Origin of the sequence: Streptomyces sp. CB01249, from assembly GCF_001905735.1 — a bacterium.
In the GTDB taxonomy this organism is placed as follows: domain Bacteria; phylum Actinomycetota; class Actinomycetes; order Streptomycetales; family Streptomycetaceae; genus Streptomyces.
Map to the genome: position 1 here is coordinate 144635 of NZ_LISW01000007.1, position 21645 is coordinate 166279.

Sequence of the window (21645 nt, forward strand, 5' to 3'; positions counted from 1 at the left end):
GGCTGGCTCGTTGCACATCGGGACATCTGCGTGCGGCGCCAGGAACACGTCTGAGGAGACTGTGCTGTGACCGGGATCAAGACGACCGGCGAGAAGAAACTGATGCTCTTCTCCGGCCGCGCCCACCCCGAGCTGGCCGAGGAGGTCGCACACCAGCTGGGTGTCGGTCTCGTGCCGACGAAGGCCTTCGATTTCGCCAACGGTGAGATCTACGTCCGCTTCCAGGAGTCGGCGCGCGGCGCGGACTGCTTCCTGATCCAGAGCCACACGGCTCCGATCAACAAGTGGATCATGGAGCAGCTGATCATGCTGGACGCGCTGAAGCGCGCGTCGGCCCGCTCGATCACGGTGATCGTGCCGTTCTACGGCTACGCCCGCCAGGACAAGAAGCACCGCGGCCGCGAGCCGATCTCGGCCCGTCTGGTCGCGGACCTGATGAAGACGGCGGGTGCGGACCGGATACTGACGGTCGACCTGCACACCGACCAGATCCAGGGCTTCTTCGACGGTCCGGTGGACCACCTGTTCGCGCTGCCGATCCTGGCGGACTACGTGGGCGCCAAGGTGGACCGTTCCAAGCTGACGATCGTCTCGCCGGACGCCGGCCGCGTGCGTGTCGCCGACCGCTGGTGCGACCGTCTGGACGCCCCGCTGGCGATCGTGCACAAGCGCCGTGACAAGGACGTCGCCAACCAGGTGACCGTCCACGAGGTCGTCGGCAATGTGAAGGGCCGGGTCTGCGTCCTGGTCGACGACATGATCGACACCGGTGGCACGATCTGCGCCGCCGCCGACGCCCTGTTCGCGCACGGCGCCGAGGACGTCATCGTGACGGCGACGCACGGTGTGCTCTCGGGCCCCGCGGCGGACCGCCTGAAGAACTCGAAGGTCAGCGAGTTCGTGTTCACGGACACCCTGCCGACGCCGGGTGAGCTGGAGCTCGACAAGATCAAGGTGCTGTCGATCGCCCCGACGATCGCCCGCGCGGTGCGCGAGGTCTTCGAGGACGGCTCGGTCACGAGCCTGTTCGAGGAGCAGTAGGAAGGGGCGGCGACCACGTCGCCGTTGATCCACTTTGGGGTGCGGCCTCCCCGCCGGGTAGACTCAGCGAGTTGCTCGGCGAGGGAGGCCGTACTCATGTACGGGGCTCCGTTATCGGCGCGCTCTTCGTAGCAGGCCAGTAGGTGTTGGCCGGGTGACCGTCCGTATGTCCGTCACCCCACGAGGAGTGCCACCATGGCCGAGATCAAGCTCGCCGCCCAGGTCCGTACCGAGTTCGGCAAGGGCGCCGCCCGTCGCGCGCGTCGCGCCAACCAGGTCCCCGCGGTCGTCTACGGCCACGGCGCCGAGTCCGTCCACATCACGCTTCCGGCCCACGAGCTGCAGCTCGCGCTCCGCACCGCCAACGTCCTGATCGGCCTGGAGCTCGACGGCAAGGACGCCCTGGTCATCCCGAAGGCCGTCCAGCGCAACCCGCTCAAGGGCGACATCGAGCACGTCGACCTGCTGACCGTGAAGCGCGGCGAGAAGGTCAACGTCGAGGTCGCGGTGCACGTCGAGGGCGACCTGGCCCCGGGCGGCAACCTGCTCGAGTACGTGCAGAACACCCTCCTGGTCGAGGCCGAGGCCACCCACATCCCCGAGTCCGTCACGGTCTCCGTGCAGGGTCTGGACGCCGGTGCGTCGATCCTCGCCAAGGACATCCCGCTGCCCAAGGGCTCCGTGCTCGCCGGTGACGAGGACGCCATCGTGCTCCAGGTCGTCGCCGCGCAGGCCGAGGAGCCGGCCGCCGAGTCCGCCGAGGAGGCGGGCGAGGAGGCCTGAGCCTTCTCCCGCCTGCTTGACTGACGGGGCGGTGGTCTCCCTTCACGAGGGGAGCCGCCGCCCCGTTTTCCTGTCCGCTCCCCCTGTACGAGGAGACTTCGCGCGATGTCCGACGCCACCGACCCCTGGCTGATCGTGGGGCTGGGCAATCCCGGCCCCGAGTACGCGGCGAACCGGCACAACGTCGGTTTCATGGTCGCCGACCTGCTCGCCGAGCGGATCGGCGGGAAGTTCAAGCGCGCCCCGAAGGCGCAGGCGCAGGTGCTGGAGGGCCGGATCGGTCCGCCGGGTCCGCTGAGCCGCCGGGTGGTGGTCGCGAAGCCGATGTCGTACATGAATCTGTCCGGGGGTCCGGTGGCGGCGCTGCGGGACTTCTACAAGGTGCCGCTGGACCATGTGGTGGCGGTCCACGACGAGCTGGACATCGATTACGGGACGCTGCGGCTGAAGCTGGGCGGCGGGGACAACGGGCACAACGGGCTGAAGTCGATGACGAAGGCGATGGGCCCGGACTATCACCGGGTGCGGTTCGGGATCGGGCGGCCGCCGGGGCGGATGCAGGTCGCGGACTTCGTGCTGAAGGACTTCTCGTCCACGGAGCGCAAGGAGCTGGCGTTCGAGGTGGACCGGGCTGCGGACGCGGTGGAGTGCCTGCTGGCGGAGGGTCTGGAGCGGGCCCAGTCCGCGTACAACACCTGAGCGGTACGGGCCCGGCTTGACCGGCCGAGGGGCTCTGGCCAAGGATCTGGGCCCATGAAGCGGAACCCCTCCCACCGTGCCCTGTTGTACGGCCGCAGTGCGGCGCTCGGCCTCGTCGTCGTGGTGCTGCTGGTGGCGGGTGTGCTGACGTCGTGGGACGCGGCGCACCACATCGTGCTGGCGAAGGGCCGGGAGCACGGGACGATGACGGTGACGGGGTGCGGCGACGACGTGTGTACGGGGTCGTTCGCGCCGGGCGACGGGGCGGCGGCGCGGTCGCGGGTGTCGGTGGACAGCTCGGTGGCGGCCCGGAAGGGCGACCGCTTCCCGGTGGTGGTGAAGCCGGGGACGGACGACGTGGTGCGGACGGGGGCGCCGGGGTTCCTGCACGCGTGGGTGCCGCTGGGCGGGGCGCTGGTGCTGGCGGCCCTGGTGATCGGCGGGGGTCTGCGGCTGACGCGGACGGCCTGGGGCACCGGGATCGCGGGCGGGGTGCTGCTGGTGGCGGCGTTCATCGCGCTGTGAGATCGCGTGGTGGGCGGCCGCCGGACGTGCGACGGGGCGCGGGGAGGAGATCCCCGCGCCCCGTCGTCGTGCGGTGCCGGGTCAGCCGGTGTTGCGGAGGCCCGCGGCGACACCGTTGACGGTGAGCAGCAGGGCGCGGGCGAGGAGCGGGTCCTCCTCCTCGCCGGCTTCGGCGGCCTGGCGCTGGCGAGCGAGCAGGGAGACCTGGAGGTAGGAGATCGGGTCCAGGTAGGCGTCGCGGATGGCGAAGGTCTGCTGGAGCACCGGGTTGGTGTCGAGCAGCTTCTCGCCGCCGGTGACGCGCAGGACCTCCTGCACGGTGAGGGCGTGCTCGGCCTCGATGACGTCGAAGACGTGCTTGAGCTCGTCGGGGACGAGGGTGTCGACGTAGTGCCGGGCGATGCGCAGGTCGGTCTTGGCGAGCGTCATCTCGACGTTGGAGAGGAAGTTGCGGAAGAAGTGCCACTGCTCGTGCATCTCTTCCAGGACCGTGTCGAGGCCGGCCTCGCGCAGGGCCTTGAGGCCGGAGCCGACGCCGAACCAGCCCGGGATGATCTGGCGGGACTGGGTCCAGCCGAAGACCCACGGGATGGCGCGCAGTCCGTCGAGCGAGACGCCGGAGCCGGGGCGGCGGGAGGGCCGCGAGCCCAGGTGCAGGTTGCCGAGCTGGTCCACCGGGGTGGAGGCCAGGAAGTACGAGGGCAGGTCGGGGTCCTCGACCAGCTTGCGGTAGGCGGCGTGGGCGGCGTCGGAGACGGTGTCCATGGCCGCGTCCCAGCGGGCCAGGGCCTCGTCGGACTGGCGGGGCGCGGTGTGCAGGGCGGACGCCTGGAGGGTGGCCGCGACGGTCAGTTCCAGGTTCTCCCGGGCGAGCGCCGGGATGAGGTACTTGTCGGAGATGACCTCGCCCTGCTCGGTGACCTTGATCTCGCCCTCCAGGGTGCCCCAGGGCTGGGCGAGGATCGCGTCGTGCGAGGGGCCGCCGCCGCGGCCGACGGTGCCGCCGCGGCCGTGGAAGAGGCGCAGCCGTACGCCGTAGCGGTGGGCGACGTCGCGCAGGCGGCGCTGGGCGCGGTGGATCTCCCACTGGGAGGTGGTGATGCCGCCGAACTTGGAGGAGTCGGAGTAGCCGAGCATGACCTCCTGGACGTCGCCGCGCAGGGAGACGAGGCGCCGGTAGGAGGGGTCGGCGAGCATCTCGTCGAGGATGACGTCGGCGGCGCGCAGCTCGTCGGTGGTCTCCAGGAGCGGGACGATGCCGATCTCGGCCCATCCGGCGTGGAGGTCGACGAGGCCGGCCTCGCGGGCGAGGACGGCGGCGGCGAAGACGTCGTCGGCGCCCTGGCACATCGAGATGATGTAGGACTCGATGACCTCGGGGCCGAAGCGCTGGAAGGCTTCCTTGATGGTGTGGAAGACGCCGAGGGTCTTCTCACCGGCCGCGTCGAGCGGGGCCGGGGTGGGCGCGAGGGGGCGGCGGGAGCGGAGCTCCTTGGCGAGGAGCTTCTGCCGGTAGTCGCGGGGCATGTCGGCGTAGCGCCAGGATTCCTCGCCGAGCCGGTCGAAGAGCTGGCCGAGGGCGTGGTGGTGGGCGTCGGCGTGTTCGCGGACGTCCATGGTGGCGAGCTGGAGGCCGAACGCGGAGAGCGTGCGGATGGTGCGGTCCATGCGGCCGTCGGCGACGATGCCGGCCTTGTGGCGGCGCAGCGAGTCCTGGATGAGGGCGAGGTCGCTGATGAGTTCGGCGGTGCCGAGGTAGTCGCAGCCGGGGCGGTGGGGGCGGCCGGAGGCGAGGCGCTCGCGGGTGTTGACGAGCTTCTGGCGGATGCAGGTGGCCTTGAGCCGGTAGGGCTCCTCGGCGTTCAGCCGCTTGTAGCGGGGGCTGATCTCGGGGAGGAGGTCCAGGTCGGCCTGGAGGGAGGCGAGGAGTTCGTCGGTGGCGCCGGTGTAGCGGATGGAGTTGGAGAGCAGTCCGCGGAGCTGGTCGACCAGTTCGAGGGCGTCGGTGATGCCGTGCTCGTGCTGGAGGATGAGGACGTCCCAGGTGACCGCGGGGGTCACGTTGGGGTTGCCGTCGCGGTCGCCGCCGATCCAGGTGCCGAAGGTGAGGGGGCGGGTGCCGGCGGGGAGTTCGACGCCGACGCGCTCCAGCTCGGCGGCCAGGTCCTCCAGGACGTCGCCGACGGCGTTGGCGTGCAGCTCGTCCAGGTAGTAGATCGCGTTCCGGGCCTCGTCGGTGGGCTCGGGGCGTACGACGCGGAGCTCGTCGGTCTGCCAGATGAGGTCGATGTTCTCGGCGAGCCGGAGGTCCTGGCGGCGGCGGTCGGCCTCGATGACCGGGGTCTCCAGGAGGGCGGCGATGCGGCGGAGCTTGTTGAGGACGGAGCGCCGGGCGGCCTCGGTGGGGTGCGCGGTGAAGACGGGGCGCACGTTGAGGTTCTTGACGGTGGCGCGCAGGTGCTCGGGGTCGGCGTCCTTGAGCCGGTCGGCGGTGCGGGCGAGGAGGCCGCCCTCGGCGGACCGGCGGTCGCGCATCTCGTGGGCGCGGTGGACCTGCTCGGTCACGTTGGCCAGGTGGAAGTAGGTGGAGAAGGCGCGGACGAGCTTGGCGGCGGTCTCCAGGCCGGTGTCGCCGAGGAGCTCGGCCGCGGCCTCGCCGTCGGTGCGGGTCAGGGCGCGGACCTGCTCGACGAGGTCGAGGAGTTCCTGGCCCTCCTGGCGTACCAGGGTTTCGCCCAGCAGGTCGCCGAGGCGGCGGATGTCGGCGCGCAGCTCGGGGCTGGCGGCGGGGGTCTGGTCGGCACTGCTCACAGTGTGCGGCTCCTTGCAGTGGTGGTGCACGGGACCCGGGACCGCGGTCGGCGGATGCCGACGCCACCCCGGAAAGCAGGGTGCGGACCGCGCTGTCCGACCTCTCCAGGATAGGTGTCCGTGCTTTCGGTGCTGTTCGCGCCCCGGACGGGCCTCCGTGTCGGGTGGCGGTCCGGCCGGGGTACGCGGTGTGTGTCTACCCGGTATTCGCGCGTCTGTGCGCGGTGTTTCGCCCTCTCGTGGGCGGGCCTTCGCGCTGCCATACTTACGAGGCCGTAGGTTACGGGTGCGTAACCCGGCTGTCCGTCCCGTTCTCACCCCCAGGGGACTCCCCATGAAGACCAGCCCCGATGTGATCGAGGCCGCCGCCCCGGCGGCCGGTGATCCGGCTCCTCCCTCCGCCACGCTCGGCGGGGACAACAAGCGGTCGATCGAGCAGATCGCGCTCCTGCTGTTCATCGTCCTGCCGTTCGTGGCCCTGGTGGCGGCGGTGCCGCTGGCCTGGGGCCGCGGTGTGAGCTGGCTCGATCTGGGTCTGATGGTGGCGATGTACTTCATCGGCTGCCACGGCATCACGATCGGCTTCCACCGGTACTTCACGCACGGCTCGTTCAAGGCGAAGCGTCCGCTCCGTATCGCCTTGGCGGTGGCCGGTTCGCTGGCCGTCGAGGGTCCGCTGGTGCGCTGGGTGGCCGATCACCGCAAGCACCACCGGTTCTCGGACGCGGACGGCGACCCGCATTCGCCGTGGCGGTTCGGCGAGACGCTGCCGGCGCTGCTGAAGGGCCTGTGGTGGGCCCACATCGCGTGGATGTTCGACGAGGAGCAGACCCCGCAGCAGAAGTACGCGCCGGACCTGATCAAGGACCCGGCGATCCGCCGGATCTCGCGCCACTTCATGACCTTCACGATCATCTCGCTGGCGATTCCCCCGCTGGTCGGCGGGCTGGTGACGATGTCCTGGTGGGGCGCGGCGACGGCGTTCTTCTGGGGCTCGCTCGTACGGGTGGCGCTGCTGCACCACGTGACGTGGTCGATCAACTCGATCTGCCACGCGGTCGGCAAGCGCCCCTTCAAGTCCCGCGACAAGTCCGGCAACGTGTGGTGGCTGGCGGTCCTGTCCTGCGGCGAGTCCTGGCACAACCTGCACCACGCGGACCCGACGAGCGCCCGGCACGGCGTGATGCGCGGTCAGATCGATTCGAGCGCGCGTCTCATCCGCTGGTTCGAGCAGGCCGGCTGGGCGTACGACGTGCGCTGGCCGGACGAGGCCCGTATCGAGTCCCGGCGCAACCGCGCGGCGGCCGACGCGGCATGATGGACGATGTGGCGACCGACTCCAGCGCAGGCAGCGAGAACACCCGTGCACCTTCGTCCCGGCGGGCCCGCCGGGTGCGGATGACGGGGAAGGAACGCCGCGAGCAGTTGCTGGACATCGGTCGCACCTTGTTCGCCGACAAGGGCTTCGAGGGCACGTCGGTCGAGGAGATCGCGGCCCGCGCGGGGGTGTCGAAGCCGGTCGTCTACGAACACTTCGGCGGCAAGGAGGGGCTGTACGCGGTCGTGGTGGACCGGGAGATGCGCCAGCTGCTTGACATGGTGACGAGCGCCCTGACCGCGGGGCACCCCCGGGAGCTGCTGGAGCAGGCGGCGTTCGCGCTCCTGGACTACATCGAGACGTACACCGACGGCTTCCGCATCCTGGTCCGGGACTCGCCGGTCGCCCAGTCGACGGGCACCTTCGCCTCGCTGATCAGTGACATCGCGACCCAGGTCGAGGACATCCTCGGCCTGGAGTTCAAGGCCCGGGGCTTCGATCCGAAGCTGGCCCCGCTGTACGCGCAGGCGCTGGTGGGCATGGTGGCGCTGACCGGCCAGTGGTGGGTGAACGCACGCAAGCCGAAGAAGGCGGAGGTCGCGGCCCATCTGGTGAACCTGGCCTGGCACGGTCTGGAGAACCTGGAGTCGAAGCCGCGGCTGATAGGGCATCGCAAGAGCTGACGGCCGAAGCGATGTTGTTTCATCGGTAAACCACTTCAGTCCCGGCTGTCACAGTTGTAGAGTCTGTGAACATCCCGGGAATGCCTCACCCTGCGTGTGACGCACTTGTGAAGGCCGTTCTCCCGGTTCCACCACGTACCCCTGGGGGGGCTTTGACTTCTGTGGAACCCGGCCGTGCCATGCCCGCACGCTCGAAGCGTGCGCGGCGGCTCGCCGCCTGCACCGCACTCGTTCTCTCGGCCGGCATGCTGCTGGCCGCTCCGGCTTCGGCCGATGACACGGCGCCCGCGCCGCACCGCGCCACTCAGCCGCGTGTGCCCGCCGCCGACGCACAGCCCACGCTGACCCTGCCCGCGCCCACCGCGAAGAAGAAGTCGCGGGCGGCGGGCGCCGCAGGCGCGAAGGCGGCGGTCGTCCCCGCCGCCCCGCGTTTCGACGTCACCGGCGACGGCTACAGCGACATGCTGTACCGCGCGATCGACGGCAACCTGTACATCAGTCCGGCGGGCAACGCCGACAATTACGCGTACTACATCGGTGAGGACGACCTCAACGAGAAGTACAAGGACATCATCACGCCGGGCGACCTGAACCACGACGGCAGCCCCGAGATCCTCACGCTGACCGCGTCCGGCAAGCTCTCGCTCCGCTCGGGCCAGGACTCCACCGGGGCGTCCTACCCCTACTGGAGCGGCACCGGCTGGCAGCGGTACAACAAGGTCGTCTCGGCGGGTGACCTGAACGGCGACGGGACCGGGGACCTGCTCGCGCGTACGCCCTCCGGCGACATCTACCTGTACACCGGCACCGGCAACCTGGGCGGCGCGCCCTTCAAGGCCGGCGTCAAGGTGGGCTACGGCTGGGGCTCGTACGACCAGATCGTCGGCGCCAACGACGTCAACGGCGACGGGATCGGCGACATCTACGCCCGTACGCCCGCCGGTGACCTGTACTACTACGCGGGCACCGGGAACGCCTCGGCGCCGTACAAGGCGCGCGTCAAGGTCGGTTACGGCTGGGACATCTACAACCAGATCATCCCGGTCGACGACGGCACCGGCGACGGCCTCGGTGACCTGCTGGCGCGTACGCCGAGCGGCGCGCTGTACTTGTACGAGTCCACCGGCACCGGCACCTTCCTCAAGCGGAGGGGAGGCGGCTCCGGCTGGAACGCCGTCGGCCTCTTCGCGGGCGGGGGCGGCAACCCCGACTTCGGCAAGAACGAGCTGATGGCCCGTACCAAGGGCGGCACGCTCTACTGGTACTACGCCAAGAACAACGGCAAGCTCAGCGCCCGCATCCAGGCGAGCGACAGCGGCGGCTGGGCGGGGGCGACCATCAACTTCCCGTCGTCGCTCGACAACGACGGCATGGCCGACCTGATGGAGACGTACAACGGCACGCTGTACAACGAGGGTTCGGACCTCGGCGGTGGCTGGAGCGGCTACACCGCCCTCGTCGGCCCCGGCGACCTGAGCGGCGACGGCAAGGGCGACCTCCTCGGCCGCACCAAGGCCGGCGACCTGTACCTGTTCAAGGGCAACGGGCTCGGCACCAAGCTCGCGTCCAGGATCAAGGTCGGCTACGGCTTCAACACGTACAACAAGATCGTCGGCGCCGGAGACCTCAGCGGCGACGGCATCGCGGACGTCGTGGCGCGCGACACCAAGGGCAACCTGTACCTGTACAAGGGCACGGGCAGCGCCACCAAGCCGCTCAAGGCCCGCGTCAAGCTCGGCTACGGCTACAACACGTACAAGCAGTTCGCGGCCCCGGGCGACCTGGACGGCGACGGCAAGGCCGACCTGGTCGGCGTCGACGGCAAGGGCGACGTGTACCGCTACTCGTCCACCGGCACCGGCAAGATCAACAAGCGCGTCAAGATCGGCTACGGCTGGGACATCTACAACGGCCTCTACTAGGCCCGCGTGACCGCTTCACCATGACGCCCCGTTCCCGCCCGCGCGGGGGCGGGGCGTTGTAGAGTCTGGGCACATCCCGGGAATGCTTCACCTTGCACGTACCGTGCCCGTGAAGGCGTTTCTCCCGGTTCCACCACGTGACCCCTGGGGGGGCTTTGACTTCTGTGGAACCCGGCCGTTTCGCCGCGCGCTCGAAGCGCGCGAGCCGGATAGCGGCCTGCACCGCACTCGTCCTCTCCGCCGGCATGCTGCTGGCGGCCCCGGCCTCGGCCGATGACTCGGCGCCCGCCCCGAGCGGCGCCACCGCGCAGTACACCCCCGAGCTCGGCGGCCGGCCGACGCTCAGCCTGCCGAAGCGCACGGCGAAGAAGAAGTCCGGCGCCTCGAACGCGGCGGGCAAGCAGTCCCCGTCCGCCGTCGTCCCGGCCAAGCCGCGCGGCGACCTGGACGGCGACGGCGCCGGCGACATGCTGTACCGGGGCCTGGACGGCAACACGTACGCCGTGACGGCCTCCGCGGACTCGCACCCGTACGTGATCAACAGCGACGACCAGTTCGAGACGCCCAAGGACATCGTCACGCCGGGCGACCTCGACGGCGACGGCATGGCCGAGGTCCTGACGCTGTCGGCGTCGGGCACGCTGTCGCTCTACCGGAGCGGGGGCGCGGACGGCACCGGCTACGTCACCTGGTCGGGCAACGGCTGGCAGAAGTACAACAAGGTCTCCGCCCCCGGCGACCTGGACGGCGACGGCCGCGGCGACCTGCTCGCGCGAACGCCCTCCGGCGACATCTACGTCTACATCTCCACCGGCAACGTGGACAGCGCGCCCTTCAAGGCCGGTGTCAAGGTGGGCTACGGCTGGAACGTCTACGACCAGATCGTGGGCGCCAACGACGTCAACGGCGACGGCCTGGGCGACATCATCGCCCGTACGCCGGCGGGTGACGTCTACTTCTACGCCGGCACCGGCGACGCGGCGAACCCGTTCAAGGCGCGCGTCAAGATCGGCTACGGCTGGGACATCTACAACCAGCTGATCAGCTTCGACGACCTCGACGGCGACGGCCTGGGCGACATCGTCGCCCGCAAGCCGGGCGGCGCGCTGTACACGTACCTCGCCAACGGTGACGGCACCTTCAAGGCGCGCATCGAGGGCGGCACGGGCTGGAACGCGGCGGCGCTCTTCGCCGGCGCGGGCGGCAACCCGGCCTGGGGCAAGCAGGAGCTGGAGGCGCGTACCAAGGGCGGCAGCCTGTACTGGTACCAGAGCCGGAACAACCAGAACTTCTTCCCGCGTCAGCTGGACAGCTCGGACACCGGCTGGAACCAGGTGAGCCTGTCGCTGGCGTCCTCGCTGGACAACGACGGCTGGGGCGAGCTCCTCCAGGTCTACAACGGCACCCTCTGGGTCGGCGCCGAGGAGATCGGCTCCGGCTGGCAGGTCTACAACAGCCTGACCGGTCCGGGCGACCTGAGCGGTGACGGCAAGGGCGACGTGCTGGCCCGCGACACCAAGGGCGACCTGTACCTGTACAAGGGCAACGGGCTCGGTACGAAGTTCGCGACCAAGGTCAAGGTCGGCTACGGCTACAACACGTACAACAAGATCGTCGGCGCCGGTGACCTCAGCGGCGACGGCATCGCGGACGTCGTGGCCCGCGCGACGGACGGCACGCTCTACCTCTACAAGGGCACCGGCGACGCCGCCAAGCCGCTCTCGGCCCGTTCCAAGATCGGCACCGGCTACAACATCTACAAGCAGTTCGCCGCCCCCGGCGACCTCGACGGCGACGGCAAGGCCGACCTCGTGGGCGTCGACGCCAAGGGCGACGTGTACCGCTACTCGTCCACCGGCACCGGCACGATCGCCAAGCGCGTCAAGATCGGCTACGGCTGGGACATCTACAACGGCCTGTACTAGGCCGCCCGCGTAACCGTGTGACCCACGGCGCCCCGTTCCCGCAGTCGCGGGGGCGGGGCGCTGCCGTGTCTCAGCCCGTGACCGGCTCCAGGAACTCCAGCCGGTTGCCGACCGGGTCGTGGCTGTAGAAGCGGCGGTGGCCCGGCAGGTTGTCGTCCCAGACCACCTCGGCGCCGCGCTCGGCCAGCCGGGCCGCGTACGCCTCGATGTCCGTGACGCGCAGGCCCGGGTGGGCCTTGCGGGCCGGGCGGAAGTCCGCCTCGATGCCCAGGTGCAGCTGGACCGGACCGGCGGCGAACCAGCAGCCGCCCCGGGCCGCGAGCACGGGCGGCTTCGGGATCTCCGTCATGCCGAGGACGTCCGTGTAGTACGCGCGCAGGGCCTCCTCGCTGCCCTCCGGGGCGGCGAGCTGGACGTGGTCGAGCGAGGCGATCATCGGTTCTCCTTGTGGGCGACGGCGAAGATGCGGCGGAACGGGAAGACCGTGCCGTGCGGGCCCTTCGGGTAGGCCGTGCGCAGGAGGTCGCGGTACTCGGCGAGGAAGGCGCCTCGGGCCTCCTCGTCCTCGGCGAGGGCGGTGAGGACGGGGCGCAGCCCGGTGCCCTTGACCCAGTCGAGGACGGCGTCGTCGCCCGGGAGCAGGTGGAGGTAGGTGGTCTCCCAGACGTCGGCGGTGGTGCCGGGGCCGGTCAGCGCGTCCAGGTAGGCGGCGGGGCTCAGCACGGCGTCCGCGTGGCGCAGCAGGCCGCCGAGGCGGGGGCGCCAGCGCGGGGACTCGGCGAGTTCGCGCATCAGGACGTGCGAGGGCTGGTCGAAGTTGCCGGGGACCTGGAAGGCGAGGGTGCCGCCGGGGAGCAGGGCGTCCAGCCAGAGCGGCAGGCGTCCGGCGTGGCCGGGGACCCATTGGAGCAGCGCGTTGGAGACGATCAGGCCGTACGGCTCCGGGGGCGTCCAGGTGGCCGCGTCGGCCTCGGCGAAGTCCAGCAGGTCCGTGGCGTGGGCGCGGGCCCGTTCCAGCATCTGCGGGGAGTTGTCGTAGCCGGTGATCCGGGCGTGCGGCCAGCGCCCGGCGAGCAGGGCGGTGACGTTGCCGGCGCCGCAGCCGAGGTCGGCGATGCGGGGCGCGGGGGTGCCGGGCGGGTCGGGGATGCGGGCCAGGAGGTCGTGGAAGGGGCGGGTGCGGTGGTCCGCGTGGCGCAGGTACTGCTGCGGATCCCAGAGGGGTGCGGTCATGGGTTCCAGGATCGATCCGAAGTATCTTGATGTCAAGACACTCGAATTCAAGAGACTTCATGTCGACAGACCATCTACACTGATCCACATGGAGGACGAGGTCGACCGTCTGGTCGCTGCATGGCGCCGCGAGCGCCCCGACCTCGACGTGGAACCGCTCGAGGTCCTCAGCCGCGTCTCCCGCCTGGCCCGGCACCTCGACCGGGCCCGCCGCATCGCCTTCGCCGAGCACCAGCTCGAACCGTGGGAGTTCGACGTCCTCACGTCGCTGCGCCGGGCCGGTGCCCCGTATCAGCTCTCCCCCGGCCAGCTGCTCACCCAGACCCTGGTCACCTCGGGCACGATGACCAACCGCATCGACCGCCTCACCAAGAAGAACCTGGTCGAGCGGCTGCCCGACCCCAGCGACCGGCGCGGCGTCCTGGTCCGGCTCACCGCCGAGGGCCGCGACAAGGCCGACCAGTCCCTGGCGGGCCTCCTCGCCCAGGAGCGCGCCATCCTCGGCGAGCTCTCCCGCCAGCAGCGCGCCGAACTGGCCGGGCTGCTACGCCAGTTGACCGCCCCGTTCGACAACATCCCCGGGTAGGGCCTGTCCGGCGGATCAGGGTCGGGTAGGGCGCGGCGTCTGGTGCGGTGCATCGCAAGGCGCCGGAGCGGCCTAATAGCGGAGCTATTCGGGCGTTTCGGCAACGCGGCGAGGTGCCGTGCCAGGCGTCGCGACCCCGGCCATGATCCGCCGGACAGGCCCTGGCTCCGGCTCTTGGGCCAGGTCGGCGGGGCCGACGCCCGCGCGTCTGGCCAGCGCCACCGCGGCCAGCGTCGAGTGGACGCCCAGCTTCCCCAGCACGTTCTGCATGTGGGTGCGCACGGTGTGCGGGGAGAGGAACAGCCGCTCCGCGACCGCCTTGCGGCCCAGGCCCGCCACCATGCACCGCAACACCTCGCGCTCGCGCGGGGTCAGCGACTCGACCAGCTTCTCGCTCTCGGTACGGTGCTTGCGGTCGGCCAGCAGCTCGCGCAGCACCCCCGTCAGCAGGGCGGCGGGCAGATGCGTCTCGTCGCGCAGCACCCCACGGATCACCGCGAGGAGCCGTTGCAGCGAGCTGTCCTTGGCGACCCAGCCGCAGGCCCCGGCCTGGAGGGCGAGCGCGGCCCGGGCCGGGTCGTCCTTCTCGGCGAGCACCACCGTACGCACCGAGGGACGCGCCACGCGGACCGCGCCGACCAGGGCGATCCCGTCGACCGGACCGGGCTGCCCGGGTCCCTGGCGCGGGGCGGGCACGGCGAGGGCGCCCAGCTCCGCATCGGCCAGCAGCACGTCATAGCCCCGGCCCTCGGCCGCCGCGCGCTCCAGACAGCGCAGCGCCGCCGGGCCGCTGCCGGCCGCGGCCACCTCGACGTCCGCCTCGGCCGCGAGCGCGGCGGCGAGCGATTCGGCGAAGATCCGGTGGTCGTCCACCACGAGAACCCGGATACGGGCCACAGGCACCCCCATGCTGTGTGTGACGGGGCGCCCGAGGCAGGCCCCGCCGCGCTGAGCCTCAGCGTACGGGCGGGGGCCCGGGGGAAAGGGAAATTGGCGGAACTTGTCCGGGGGTGCGCCCTAGGGTGGGGTGCATGTTCCGTCTTGAGACAGAAGTGGACAAGGAACGGCGTGCGCTGCTGCACCGGGCGCTGCGGGACGACAACACCGCGCGCTCCCCGCACATGAGCGCCCTGCGCGCCCGCCCGGACGCGCAGGAGGAGCCGCTGCACGTCTGGGCGCTGGACGCCGAGGGGCGCCTCGCGGGGGGTCTCGCGGCCCGGACCTGGGCGAGCTGGCTCCACCTGGAACTGCTGTGGGTCGACACCGCGCACCGGGGTTCCGGCCTCGGCGCGCGGCTGCTCGCCGAGGCGGAACGGGTGGCGCGGGCGGACCGGGCCTGCGTCCGCTCCCGGGTGGAGACCTGGGACTTCCAGGCCCCCGGCTTCTACCGGAAGCAGGGGTACGAGGTACGCGGACAGGTCGAGGACTTCCCGCCGGGCGTCACGGAGTTCACCCTCACGAAGGAACTCCGCTGACGCCCGCGCGGGTCCGCGCCGGTCAGACCAGCCGGCGCGCCCCGGCCGACGGCACCGCCGGGAAGACGCCCGGGGTGCCGTAGCCGGCCGCGGTGAAGGCCTCCAGGACGGACTTGGTGACCGCGTCCGCCCGCTCCTCCTCGACCAGCACGATCGCCGAGCCGCCGAAGCCGCCCCCGGTCATCCGCGCCCCGAGCGCCCCGGCCGCGTTGGCCGCCTCGACCACGAGGTCGAGCTCCACGCAGGAGACCCGCAGGTCGTCGCGGAGCGAGACGTGCCCCGCCGTGAGGACCGGGCCCGCCGCGCGCACGTCGCCCGCGTCGAGCAGCGCGATGACCTGCTCGACGCGCTGGTTGTCGCCGACCACATGGCGCACGTACCGGACGACGGACTCGTCCGCGCCCAGCTCCGCGAGCCGGTCCAGGGCGGCGCCCAGCTCCTCGTACGGCAGGTCGCGCAGGGTGGGTATGCCGAGCAGGCGGGCGCCCTCCTCGCAGCCGGCCCGGCGCTCCGCGTACGCGCCGTCGCCGAGCGCGTGCTTGACGCGGGTGTCGACCACCAGGAGCCGCAGCCCGTGCGCGGCCAGGTCGAAGGGCACCTGGCGGCGGCCGAGGTCCCGGGTGTCCAGGTGCAGGGCGTGGCCCTCGGTGCAGCAGGCGGACGCCATCTGGTCCATGACCCCGCAGGGGACGCCGACGAAGGCGTTCTCCGCGCGCTGGGCGAGGACCGCGAGCTCGGCCGCGTCGAGCCCGAGGCCGAAGAGGTCGTTGAGGGCGAGGGCGGTGACCACTTCGAGGGCGGCGGACGAGGAGAGCCCGGCGCCGGTGGGGACGGTGGAGGTCAGCTGGATGTCGGCGCCGGTGACCTCGTGGCCCGCCTCGCGCAGCGCCCAGACGACGCCGGCCGGGTAGGCGGCCCAGCCGTGGCCCTCGTGGGGGGTCAGCCCGTCCACGCGGAGCCGGACGACACCGCCGGGCACGTCGGTGGAGTGCAGCCGCAGCTCGCCGTCGGTGCGGCGGGACACCGCGGCGCGGGCGGTGTGCGGGAGGGCGAGCGGCATGACGAAGCCGTCGTTGAAGTCGGTGTACTCGCCGATCAGGTTGACCCGGCCGGGTGCGGCCCAGATCCCCTCGGGCTCGCTTCCGTACAGCGCGGTGAAGGAAGCGGTGAGCTCTGCGTGGTCCTCGGTCATGGTGCGGTGGGCTCCTCTCGGCGGGCGAACGTCCAGGCGTCGGAGACGATTCCGGCCAGGTCGGCACGGGTCGGCTGCCAGCCGAGCCGTTCCCTGGCGGTGGCGGCGGAGGCGACGAGGACGGCCGGGTCACCGGCGCGGCGCGGGGCCGCGGTCTCGGGGACGGGGTGGCCGGTGACCTGGCGGACCGTCTCGATGACCTCGCGGACCGAGAAGCCGTTGCCGTTGCCGAGGTTGCAGATCAGGTGCTCGCCCGGGGTCGCGGCACCGAGGGCGAGCAGGTGCGCCTCGGCCAGGTCCGCGACGTGGATGTAGTCGCGGACGCAGGTGCCGTCCGGGGTCGGGTAGTCGTCGCCGTAGACGGAGATCGACTCGCGCTGTCCCAGGGCGACCTGGAGGACCAGCGGGATGAGGTGGGACTCGGGGCTGTGGCGTTCGCCGAAGCCGCCGTACGCCCCGGCCACGTTGAAGTAGCGCAGCGAGACGGCGGCCAGGCCGTGGGCCGCGGCCTCCCCGGTGATCATGTGGTCGACGGCGAGCTTGGTCGCGCCGTACGGGCTGGTCGGGGCGGTGGGGTCGGTCTCCGTGATGGGGCTGGAGACCGGCTCGCCGTAGGTGGCCGCGGTGGAGGAGAAGACCAGGGTGCGGACTCCGGCGTCGCGCATCGCGGCGAGCAGGGCGGTGGAGCCGCCGACGTTGTTGAGCCAGTACTTCTCGGGGTCGGCGACGGACTCGCCGACCTGGGAGTACGCGGCGAAGTGGAGCACCCCGTCGTAGGAGGGGTCGAGCCACTTCGCGGCGTCCTGGACGCGGCCCTCGATGAAGTCGGCCCCGGCCGGGACGCCCTCGCGGAAGCCGGTGGAGAGGTCGTCCAGGACGGTGACGGTGTGGCCGGCCTCGATCAGGTGCTGGGCGACGACACTGCCCACGTAACCGGCGCCACCGGTGACCAGGTACTTCTTCGGGGTCTTGCTCACTGGCTCGCTACCTCTCGCAGTCGCTGGGCCGCGGTCTCCGGCGGCACGTCGTTGATGAACACGCTCATGCCGGATTCGGAACCCGCGAGGAACTTCAGCTTGCCGGAGGTCCGTCGGATGGTGAAAAGCTCGAGGTGGAGCCCGAAGTCCTCACGTCCGGGGACCCCGAACGGTGCCTGGTGCCAGGCGGAGATGTACGGGGTCGGCGGCTCTCCGGGTCCGAAGATCCGGTCGAATCGCCTCAACAGTTCCAGATAGACCTGTGGGAACTCCGTGCGCGCCTCCTTGTCGAGCTCCCGCAGGTCGGCGACGCGGCGGCGCGGGTGGAGGTGCACCTCGTACGGCCAGTGGGCCGCGTACGGGACGAAGGCGATCCAGTGCTCGGCGGCGAGCACGATCCGGGAGCCGTCCTCCTCCTCGCGGGCGACCACGTCGTCGAAGAGGTTGCGGCCGGTCTTCGCGTGGTGGGCGGCCATCGAGCGGAGCATCAGCTCGGTGCGCGGGGTGACGAAGGGGTAGCCGTAGATCTGGCCGTGCGGGTGGCCGAGCGTGACGCCGATCTCGGCGCCCCGGTTCTCGAAGCAGAACACCTGCTTGACCTGCGGGAGCCGGGCCAGGGCGGCGGTGCGGTCGGTCCAGGCGTCCAGGACGAGACCGGCCTGCTCCTCGGTGAGGTCCGCGAAGGAGGCGTCGTGGTCCGAGGTGAAGCAGACGACCTCGCAGCGGCCGGAGTCGCCGGCGAGCGAGGGGAAGCGGTTCTCGAAGACGGCGACCTCGTAGTCGGGCTCCGGGATCTCGCTCTGCCGGCCCTCGCGCGACGGGCACAGCGGGCACTCGTCGGCGGGCGGGTGGTAGGTCCGGCCCTGGCGGTGCGAGGCGATGGCCACGCTGTCGCCGAGCAGGGGATCGCGCCGGATCTCGGACGAGGTGGAGACGGCGTCGAGGGGGCGCGTGTCGACGGCCTCGCGCACGAGGTCGTCGCGGCTGTCGTAGTAGATCAGCTCCCGGCCGTCGGCGAGCGTCGTAACCGTCTTCTTCACCAGACTCCTCCCACCAAACATAACCCAACACAATGAACCACAAGTCAACAGATGCGTCAATGAGTCGACGGCGGGGGCATACGGGCGGTGCGAGGAGGATCACGGCCGCTTGAAGGCTGTGATTTAGGCAATACGATCACAAACAAACAAAGAACCTCATGGGAACTGTTCACTTTCCGAACACAAGAGCGTAGTTTCCTTCGGGTTCAGTTCGCGCAACGAAGCGAGACCCCCACATGCAATATCTGGCAGCAGGGCTCCGGCTCCCCACGAACGGGCTCGACTACACGATCCTGGCGATCTACTTCGTCGTCGTGCTCGGCATCGGCTTCGCCGCCCGGGCGAGTGTCAAGACCAGCCTCGACTTCTTCCTCTCCGGACGGTCACTGCCCGCATGGGTGACCGGTCTGGCCTTCGTGGCGGCGAATCTCGGTGCCACCGAGATCCTCGGCATGGCGGCGACGGGCGCGCAGTACGGCGTCGCGGTGGTGCACTGGTACTGGATCGGCGCCATCCCCGCGATGGTCTTCCTCGGCCTCGTGATGATGCCGTTCTACTACCGCTCGAAGGTGCGCTCGGTGCCGGAGTTCCTGCTCCAGCGCTTCGACAAGTCCGCGCACCTGCTGAGCTCCATACTCTTCGCCTTCTCGGCGATCCTGATCGCGGGCGTCAACCTGTACGCCCTGTCGATCGTCGTGGAGGCGCTCCTCGGCTGGCCGCAGTGGGTCGCGATCGTCGTCGCGGGCCTCTTCGTCCTCGTCTACATCACGATCGGCGGGCTCTCCTCCGCGATCTACAACGAGGTGCTGCAGTTCTTCGTCATCCTCGCCGCGCTGATCCCGCTGACCCTGCTGGGCCTCAAGCGCGTCGGCGGCTGGGACGGGCTGAGCGATTCGCTGACGTCGAGTCACGGCTCGAACTTCATGTCGGCCTGGGGCGGCACCGGCATCGGTGACGCCAACCCGCTCGGCGCCAACTGGCTGACGATCGTCCTCGGCCTCGGCTTCGTGCTCTCCTTCGGCTACTGGACGACGAACTTCGCCGAGGTGCAGCGCGCGCTGTCCGCGAAGAACCTCTCGGCCGCCCAGCGCACCCCGCTGATCGCCGCCTTCCCGAAGATGTTCATCGTCTTCGCCGTGATGATCCCGGGCCTGGTCGCCGCCGTGATCGTGCCGAACATCGGCACCGAGGGCTCCGGCACCACGTACAACGACGCGATCCCGCTGCTGATGCGCGAGCTGCTGCCCAACGGTGTGCTCGGCATCGCGGTGACCGGTCTGCTGGCCGCGTTCATGGCGGGCATGGCCGCCAACGTCTCCTCGTTCAACACCGTGTTCACCACGGACATCTGGGCGCGGTACGTGAAGAAGGACGAGTCGGACGCGTACTACCTGCGCTTCGGCCGGCTGATCACGGCGCTCGGCGTGCTGGCCTCCATCGGCACCGCGTTCATCGCCGCCAGCTTCTCGAACATCATGAGCTACCTCCAGACGCTCTTCTCGTTCTTCAACGTGCCGCTCTTCGTGGTCTTCATCATCGGCATGTTCTGGAAGCGCGCCTCGATGAAGTCCGGTGTCTGGGGCCTGCTCGCGGGCACCACGGCCGCGATGGTCAACTACTTCGTCATCTACAAGCAGGGCGTCATCGACATCCCGAGCGACCAGGGCGCCAACTTCGTCTCCGCGATCGTCGGCTTCGTCGCCGGCGCGGTCGTCATGATCGCGGTCACGCTCTTCACCGCTCCCAAGCCCGAGGCCGAACTCGCCGGTCTCGTCTACGGAACCGAGTCCCCGGGCGCCCCCGAGGTGCCCGAGGAGGGCGACAGCGCCTGGTACCGCAGGCCCGCACTCCTGGGCTGGGGAGCCATCGTGCTCGCCGCCCTGTGCTACGTCCCCTACTCGTTCTGATCGGAGTACCCCACCATGTCCGACCTGCACAAGGAAGTCTCCGACCTGGAGCAGAAGTCCGCCACGGCGGCCCGCCTCTTCGACATCCGGCGGATCATCGGCGGCCTCTTCGTGGTCTACGGAATCATCGTGACGATCGCCGGGATCAGCCCGTCCGACGCGGACCTGAAGAAGGCCCAGGGCGTCCACATCAACCTCTGGACCGGCCTCGCCATGCTGGCGCTCGGCCTGTTCTTCCTGGTCTGGATGAAGCTGCGCCCGGCCCAGGCGCCGGAGCACGCGCCGGAGGAGACCCCGGAGAGCTAGTACGCCGGTACGCCCAGCAGGGGCCGGACACCGTCAGCCGACGGGGTCCGGCCCCTGCCGCGTTCCCGTGTCCCGGGCGCCCCGGAATTGTGAATTCCCTTTCAGGGCCGAATGTCATTCACCAATCAACCATTTCCACATACTGGAATAAAGATTGATCGGGTCGTCATTTCGTGCCAGGATCCAGGACGGCCGAGCAGCGACGGGGGTCCCTCGGCCAGGGGGAGTACACAGTGATAGCAGAAGAAGTCTATGACCTGGTGCTGGACGACGTCTTCGTCCGGCTCGACCAATTAGTTCCCGGCAGCATCCTCTACCTCAAGCTGGAAGGCCTCAATCCAGCGGGCTCGGTCAAACTCAAGACCGCGGTCGCCCTGGTCCGTGACGCGGAGGAGCAGGCCGAGAAATCGCGGCGCACCTTTCCGCGGACCCGGCTCATCGAATCGACATCAGGAAACCTCGGCGTCGCCCTCGCCATGGTGTGCGCGGCCAAGGGGTACGCGCTCACCTGCGTCACGGACCCGAATGCCAACCGCCAGTCGCTCCAGCTGATGCGGGCGCTCGGCGCGGAGGTCGTCGTCATCGACGCCCCCGACGCCAACGGCGGCTTCCTCCAGTCGCGGATCAACTACATCAGGCGGCGGCTGCGCCGTGAGCCGCACACCCACTGGCTGAACCAGTACGCCAACCCCGCGGGCCCCGCCGCACACCGGGACCGCACCGGGCGGGCCATCGTCGAGCACATCGGCCACCCGGACTTCGTCTTCGTCGGCGCGGGCACCACGGGCACGCTGATGGGCTGCGCGGCCTACCTGCGCGCACACAGCCCGCGGACCCGCATCGTCGCCGTCGACACCGTGGGGTCGGTCACCTTCGGCACCCCGGCCGCCCCGCGCCACATCCCGGGCCTGGGCACCAGCCGGCGGCCCGAGATCCTCGACCCGACGCTGGTGGACGACCTCGTCCTCGTTCCCGAGCCGGAGGCCGTCGCCATGTGCCGCTCCCTCGCCAGGGAACGCGGTCTGCTCTTCGGCGGATCGACCGGGACGGTGCTCGCCGCCGTACAGAAAGCGGCGAAAGACATTCCGGAGGGGAGCACGGTGGTGGCCCTCTCACCCGATTTCGGCGACCGCTATCTCGACACCCTTTACGACGACCCATGGGTGACGGAGCGCTGGCCCGACACGAACAACGGAACAATGCCTCGGGCTCAGGCCTGACA

At 70.5% G+C, this 21645-nt stretch carries 20 protein-coding genes; 13 read left to right on the plus strand and 7 right to left on the minus strand.

The features are described from left to right. The first annotated feature begins 66 nt into the window (after window positions 1-66). The 4 genes from AMK18_RS27435 (at window position 67) to AMK18_RS27450 (ending at window position 3048) form a co-directional block, all read left to right on the plus strand. Window positions 67-1041: a ribose-phosphate diphosphokinase gene (locus AMK18_RS27435; RefSeq protein ID WP_018104112.1), complete on the plus strand. Its 975-nt coding sequence runs from the start codon at window positions 67-69 to the stop codon at window positions 1039-1041. 195 nt (window positions 1042-1236) lie between these two features. Continuing rightward, the gene (locus tag AMK18_RS27440; RefSeq protein ID WP_018104113.1) at window positions 1237-1824 is read left to right on the plus strand and encodes a 50S ribosomal protein L25/general stress protein Ctc; all 588 of its coding nucleotides are present in this window, start codon (window positions 1237-1239) and stop codon (window positions 1822-1824) included. Between the two features lie 105 nt (window positions 1825-1929). Continuing rightward, window positions 1930-2523 (plus strand): aminoacyl-tRNA hydrolase, encoded by a 594-nt coding sequence (gene pth, locus AMK18_RS27445; protein WP_018104114.1) that lies wholly within the window; start codon window positions 1930-1932, stop codon window positions 2521-2523. A 54-nt stretch (window positions 2524-2577) separates the two neighbouring features. Further along, window positions 2578-3048: a hypothetical protein gene (locus AMK18_RS27450; RefSeq protein WP_073864880.1), complete on the plus strand. Its 471-nt coding sequence runs from the start codon at window positions 2578-2580 to the stop codon at window positions 3046-3048. 81 nt (window positions 3049-3129) lie between these two features. Here AMK18_RS27450 and ppc read toward each other — a convergent pair whose 3' ends face one another. Then, window positions 3130-5859 carry a phosphoenolpyruvate carboxylase gene (gene ppc / locus AMK18_RS27455; protein ID WP_018104116.1) on the minus strand — a complete coding sequence of 910 codons (2730 nt, stop codon included), beginning with the start codon at window positions 5857-5859 and terminating at the stop codon, window positions 3130-3132. 334 nt (window positions 5860-6193) lie between these two features. Between ppc and AMK18_RS27460 the strand changes: the two genes are divergently transcribed. The 4 genes from AMK18_RS27460 to AMK18_RS27475 all read left to right on the plus strand — a co-directional run bounded on the left by AMK18_RS27460 (window position 6194) and on the right by AMK18_RS27475 (window position 11707). Next, window positions 6194-7177, plus strand: coding sequence for an acyl-CoA desaturase (locus tag AMK18_RS27460; protein WP_018104117.1), 984 nt, complete (start codon window positions 6194-6196; stop codon window positions 7175-7177). Continuing rightward, complete coding sequence (locus tag AMK18_RS27465) at window positions 7174-7860, plus strand: TetR/AcrR family transcriptional regulator (protein ID WP_018104118.1); 687 nt, start codon at window positions 7174-7176, stop codon at window positions 7858-7860. Before AMK18_RS27460 ends, AMK18_RS27465 begins: the two co-directional genes overlap by 4 nt. Before the next feature lie 179 nt (window positions 7861-8039). Then, the gene (locus AMK18_RS27470) at window positions 8040-9782 is read left to right on the plus strand and encodes an FG-GAP-like repeat-containing protein (protein ID WP_073864881.1); all 1743 of its coding nucleotides are present in this window, start codon (window positions 8040-8042) and stop codon (window positions 9780-9782) included. Window positions 9783-9946: 164 nt separating this feature from the next. Beyond that, on the plus strand, window positions 9947-11707 hold the full coding sequence (locus AMK18_RS27475; RefSeq protein WP_073864882.1) for an FG-GAP repeat domain-containing protein: 1761 nt from the start codon (window positions 9947-9949) through the stop codon (window positions 11705-11707). 70 nt (window positions 11708-11777) lie between these two features. On the opposite strand, the gene AMK18_RS27480 is transcribed toward AMK18_RS27475, so the two are convergent. Both AMK18_RS27480 and AMK18_RS27485 read right to left on the minus strand, forming a co-directional pair. Further along, window positions 11778-12143: a VOC family protein gene (locus tag AMK18_RS27480; protein WP_018104121.1), complete on the minus strand. Its 366-nt coding sequence runs from the start codon at window positions 12141-12143 to the stop codon at window positions 11778-11780. Further along, the gene (locus AMK18_RS27485) at window positions 12140-12940 is read right to left on the minus strand and encodes a trans-aconitate 2-methyltransferase (protein WP_073864883.1); all 801 of its coding nucleotides are present in this window, start codon (window positions 12938-12940) and stop codon (window positions 12140-12142) included. Before AMK18_RS27485 ends, AMK18_RS27480 begins: the two co-directional genes overlap by 4 nt. A gap of 88 nt (window positions 12941-13028) precedes the next feature. On the opposite strand from AMK18_RS27485, the gene AMK18_RS27490 reads away from it, so the two are divergent. Further along, complete coding sequence (locus AMK18_RS27490; RefSeq protein ID WP_073864884.1) at window positions 13029-13526, plus strand: MarR family winged helix-turn-helix transcriptional regulator; 498 nt, start codon at window positions 13029-13031, stop codon at window positions 13524-13526. A gap of 84 nt (window positions 13527-13610) precedes the next feature. Here AMK18_RS27490 and AMK18_RS27500 read toward each other — a convergent pair whose 3' ends face one another. Further along, on the minus strand, window positions 13611-14435 hold the full coding sequence (locus tag AMK18_RS27500) for a LuxR C-terminal-related transcriptional regulator (RefSeq protein ID WP_443333237.1): 825 nt from the start codon (window positions 14433-14435) through the stop codon (window positions 13611-13613). 122 nt (window positions 14436-14557) lie between these two features. Here AMK18_RS27500 and AMK18_RS27505 point away from each other — a divergent pair, with 122 nt between their 5' ends. Beyond that, window positions 14558-15001: a GNAT family N-acetyltransferase gene (locus tag AMK18_RS27505; protein WP_026171652.1), complete on the plus strand. Its 444-nt coding sequence runs from the start codon at window positions 14558-14560 to the stop codon at window positions 14999-15001. 22 nt (window positions 15002-15023) lie between these two features. On the opposite strand, the gene galK is transcribed toward AMK18_RS27505, so the two are convergent. The 3 genes from galK to galT are packed head-to-tail and all read right to left on the minus strand — an operon-like array spanning window position 15024 to window position 18210. Further along, window positions 15024-16193, minus strand: coding sequence for a galactokinase (gene galK, locus AMK18_RS27510; protein WP_073864885.1), 1170 nt, complete (start codon window positions 16191-16193; stop codon window positions 15024-15026). Beyond that, window positions 16190-17170, minus strand: coding sequence for a UDP-glucose 4-epimerase GalE (gene galE, locus AMK18_RS27515; protein ID WP_073864886.1), 981 nt, complete (start codon window positions 17168-17170; stop codon window positions 16190-16192). Before galE ends, galK begins: the two co-directional genes overlap by 4 nt. Continuing rightward, complete coding sequence (gene galT / locus AMK18_RS27520) at window positions 17167-18210, minus strand: galactose-1-phosphate uridylyltransferase (RefSeq protein WP_018104128.1); 1044 nt, start codon at window positions 18208-18210, stop codon at window positions 17167-17169. The genes galE and galT overlap by 4 nt, the downstream gene beginning before the upstream one ends. Window positions 18211-18446: 236 nt before the next feature. On the opposite strand from galT, the gene AMK18_RS27525 reads away from it, so the two are divergent. From AMK18_RS27525 to sbnA, 3 genes are all read left to right on the plus strand, one after another. Next, window positions 18447-20117, plus strand: coding sequence for a sodium:solute symporter family protein (locus AMK18_RS27525; RefSeq protein ID WP_018104129.1), 1671 nt, complete (start codon window positions 18447-18449; stop codon window positions 20115-20117). A 15-nt stretch (window positions 20118-20132) separates the two neighbouring features. After that, window positions 20133-20423 (plus strand): hypothetical protein, encoded by a 291-nt coding sequence (locus AMK18_RS27530; protein ID WP_018104130.1) that lies wholly within the window; start codon window positions 20133-20135, stop codon window positions 20421-20423. A gap of 233 nt (window positions 20424-20656) precedes the next feature. Next, window positions 20657-21643 (plus strand): 2,3-diaminopropionate biosynthesis protein SbnA, encoded by a 987-nt coding sequence (gene sbnA, locus AMK18_RS27535; RefSeq protein WP_026171653.1) that lies wholly within the window; start codon window positions 20657-20659, stop codon window positions 21641-21643. Window positions 21644-21645 lie beyond the last annotated feature (2 nt).

Coding starts and splice junctions, on each gene's coding strand:
- AMK18_RS27530 (WP_018104130.1), top strand. CDS start 20,133: ATGTCCGACCTGCACAAGGAAGTCTCCGACCTGGAGCAGAAGTCCGCC.
- AMK18_RS27500 (WP_443333237.1), bottom strand. CDS start 14,435: ATGGGGGTGCCTGTGGCCCGTATCCGGGTTCTCGTGGTGGACGACCAC.
- AMK18_RS27470 (WP_073864881.1), top strand. CDS start 8,040: ATGCCCGCACGCTCGAAGCGTGCGCGGCGGCTCGCCGCCTGCACCGCA.
- AMK18_RS27460 (WP_018104117.1), top strand. CDS start 6,194: ATGAAGACCAGCCCCGATGTGATCGAGGCCGCCGCCCCGGCGGCCGGT.
- galK (WP_073864885.1), bottom strand. CDS start 16,193: ATGACCGAGGACCACGCAGAGCTCACCGCTTCCTTCACCGCGCTGTAC.
- AMK18_RS27480 (WP_018104121.1), bottom strand. CDS start 12,143: ATGATCGCCTCGCTCGACCACGTCCAGCTCGCCGCCCCGGAGGGCAGC.
- pth (WP_018104114.1), top strand. CDS start 1,930: ATGTCCGACGCCACCGACCCCTGGCTGATCGTGGGGCTGGGCAATCCC.
- AMK18_RS27505 (WP_026171652.1), top strand. CDS start 14,558: ATGTTCCGTCTTGAGACAGAAGTGGACAAGGAACGGCGTGCGCTGCTG.
- AMK18_RS27490 (WP_073864884.1), top strand. CDS start 13,029: ATGGAGGACGAGGTCGACCGTCTGGTCGCTGCATGGCGCCGCGAGCGC.
- AMK18_RS27450 (WP_073864880.1), top strand. CDS start 2,578: ATGAAGCGGAACCCCTCCCACCGTGCCCTGTTGTACGGCCGCAGTGCG.
- AMK18_RS27485 (WP_073864883.1), bottom strand. CDS start 12,940: ATGACCGCACCCCTCTGGGATCCGCAGCAGTACCTGCGCCACGCGGAC.
- AMK18_RS27465 (WP_018104118.1), top strand. CDS start 7,174: ATGATGGACGATGTGGCGACCGACTCCAGCGCAGGCAGCGAGAACACC.
- AMK18_RS27440 (WP_018104113.1), top strand. CDS start 1,237: ATGGCCGAGATCAAGCTCGCCGCCCAGGTCCGTACCGAGTTCGGCAAG.
- AMK18_RS27525 (WP_018104129.1), top strand. CDS start 18,447: ATGCAATATCTGGCAGCAGGGCTCCGGCTCCCCACGAACGGGCTCGAC.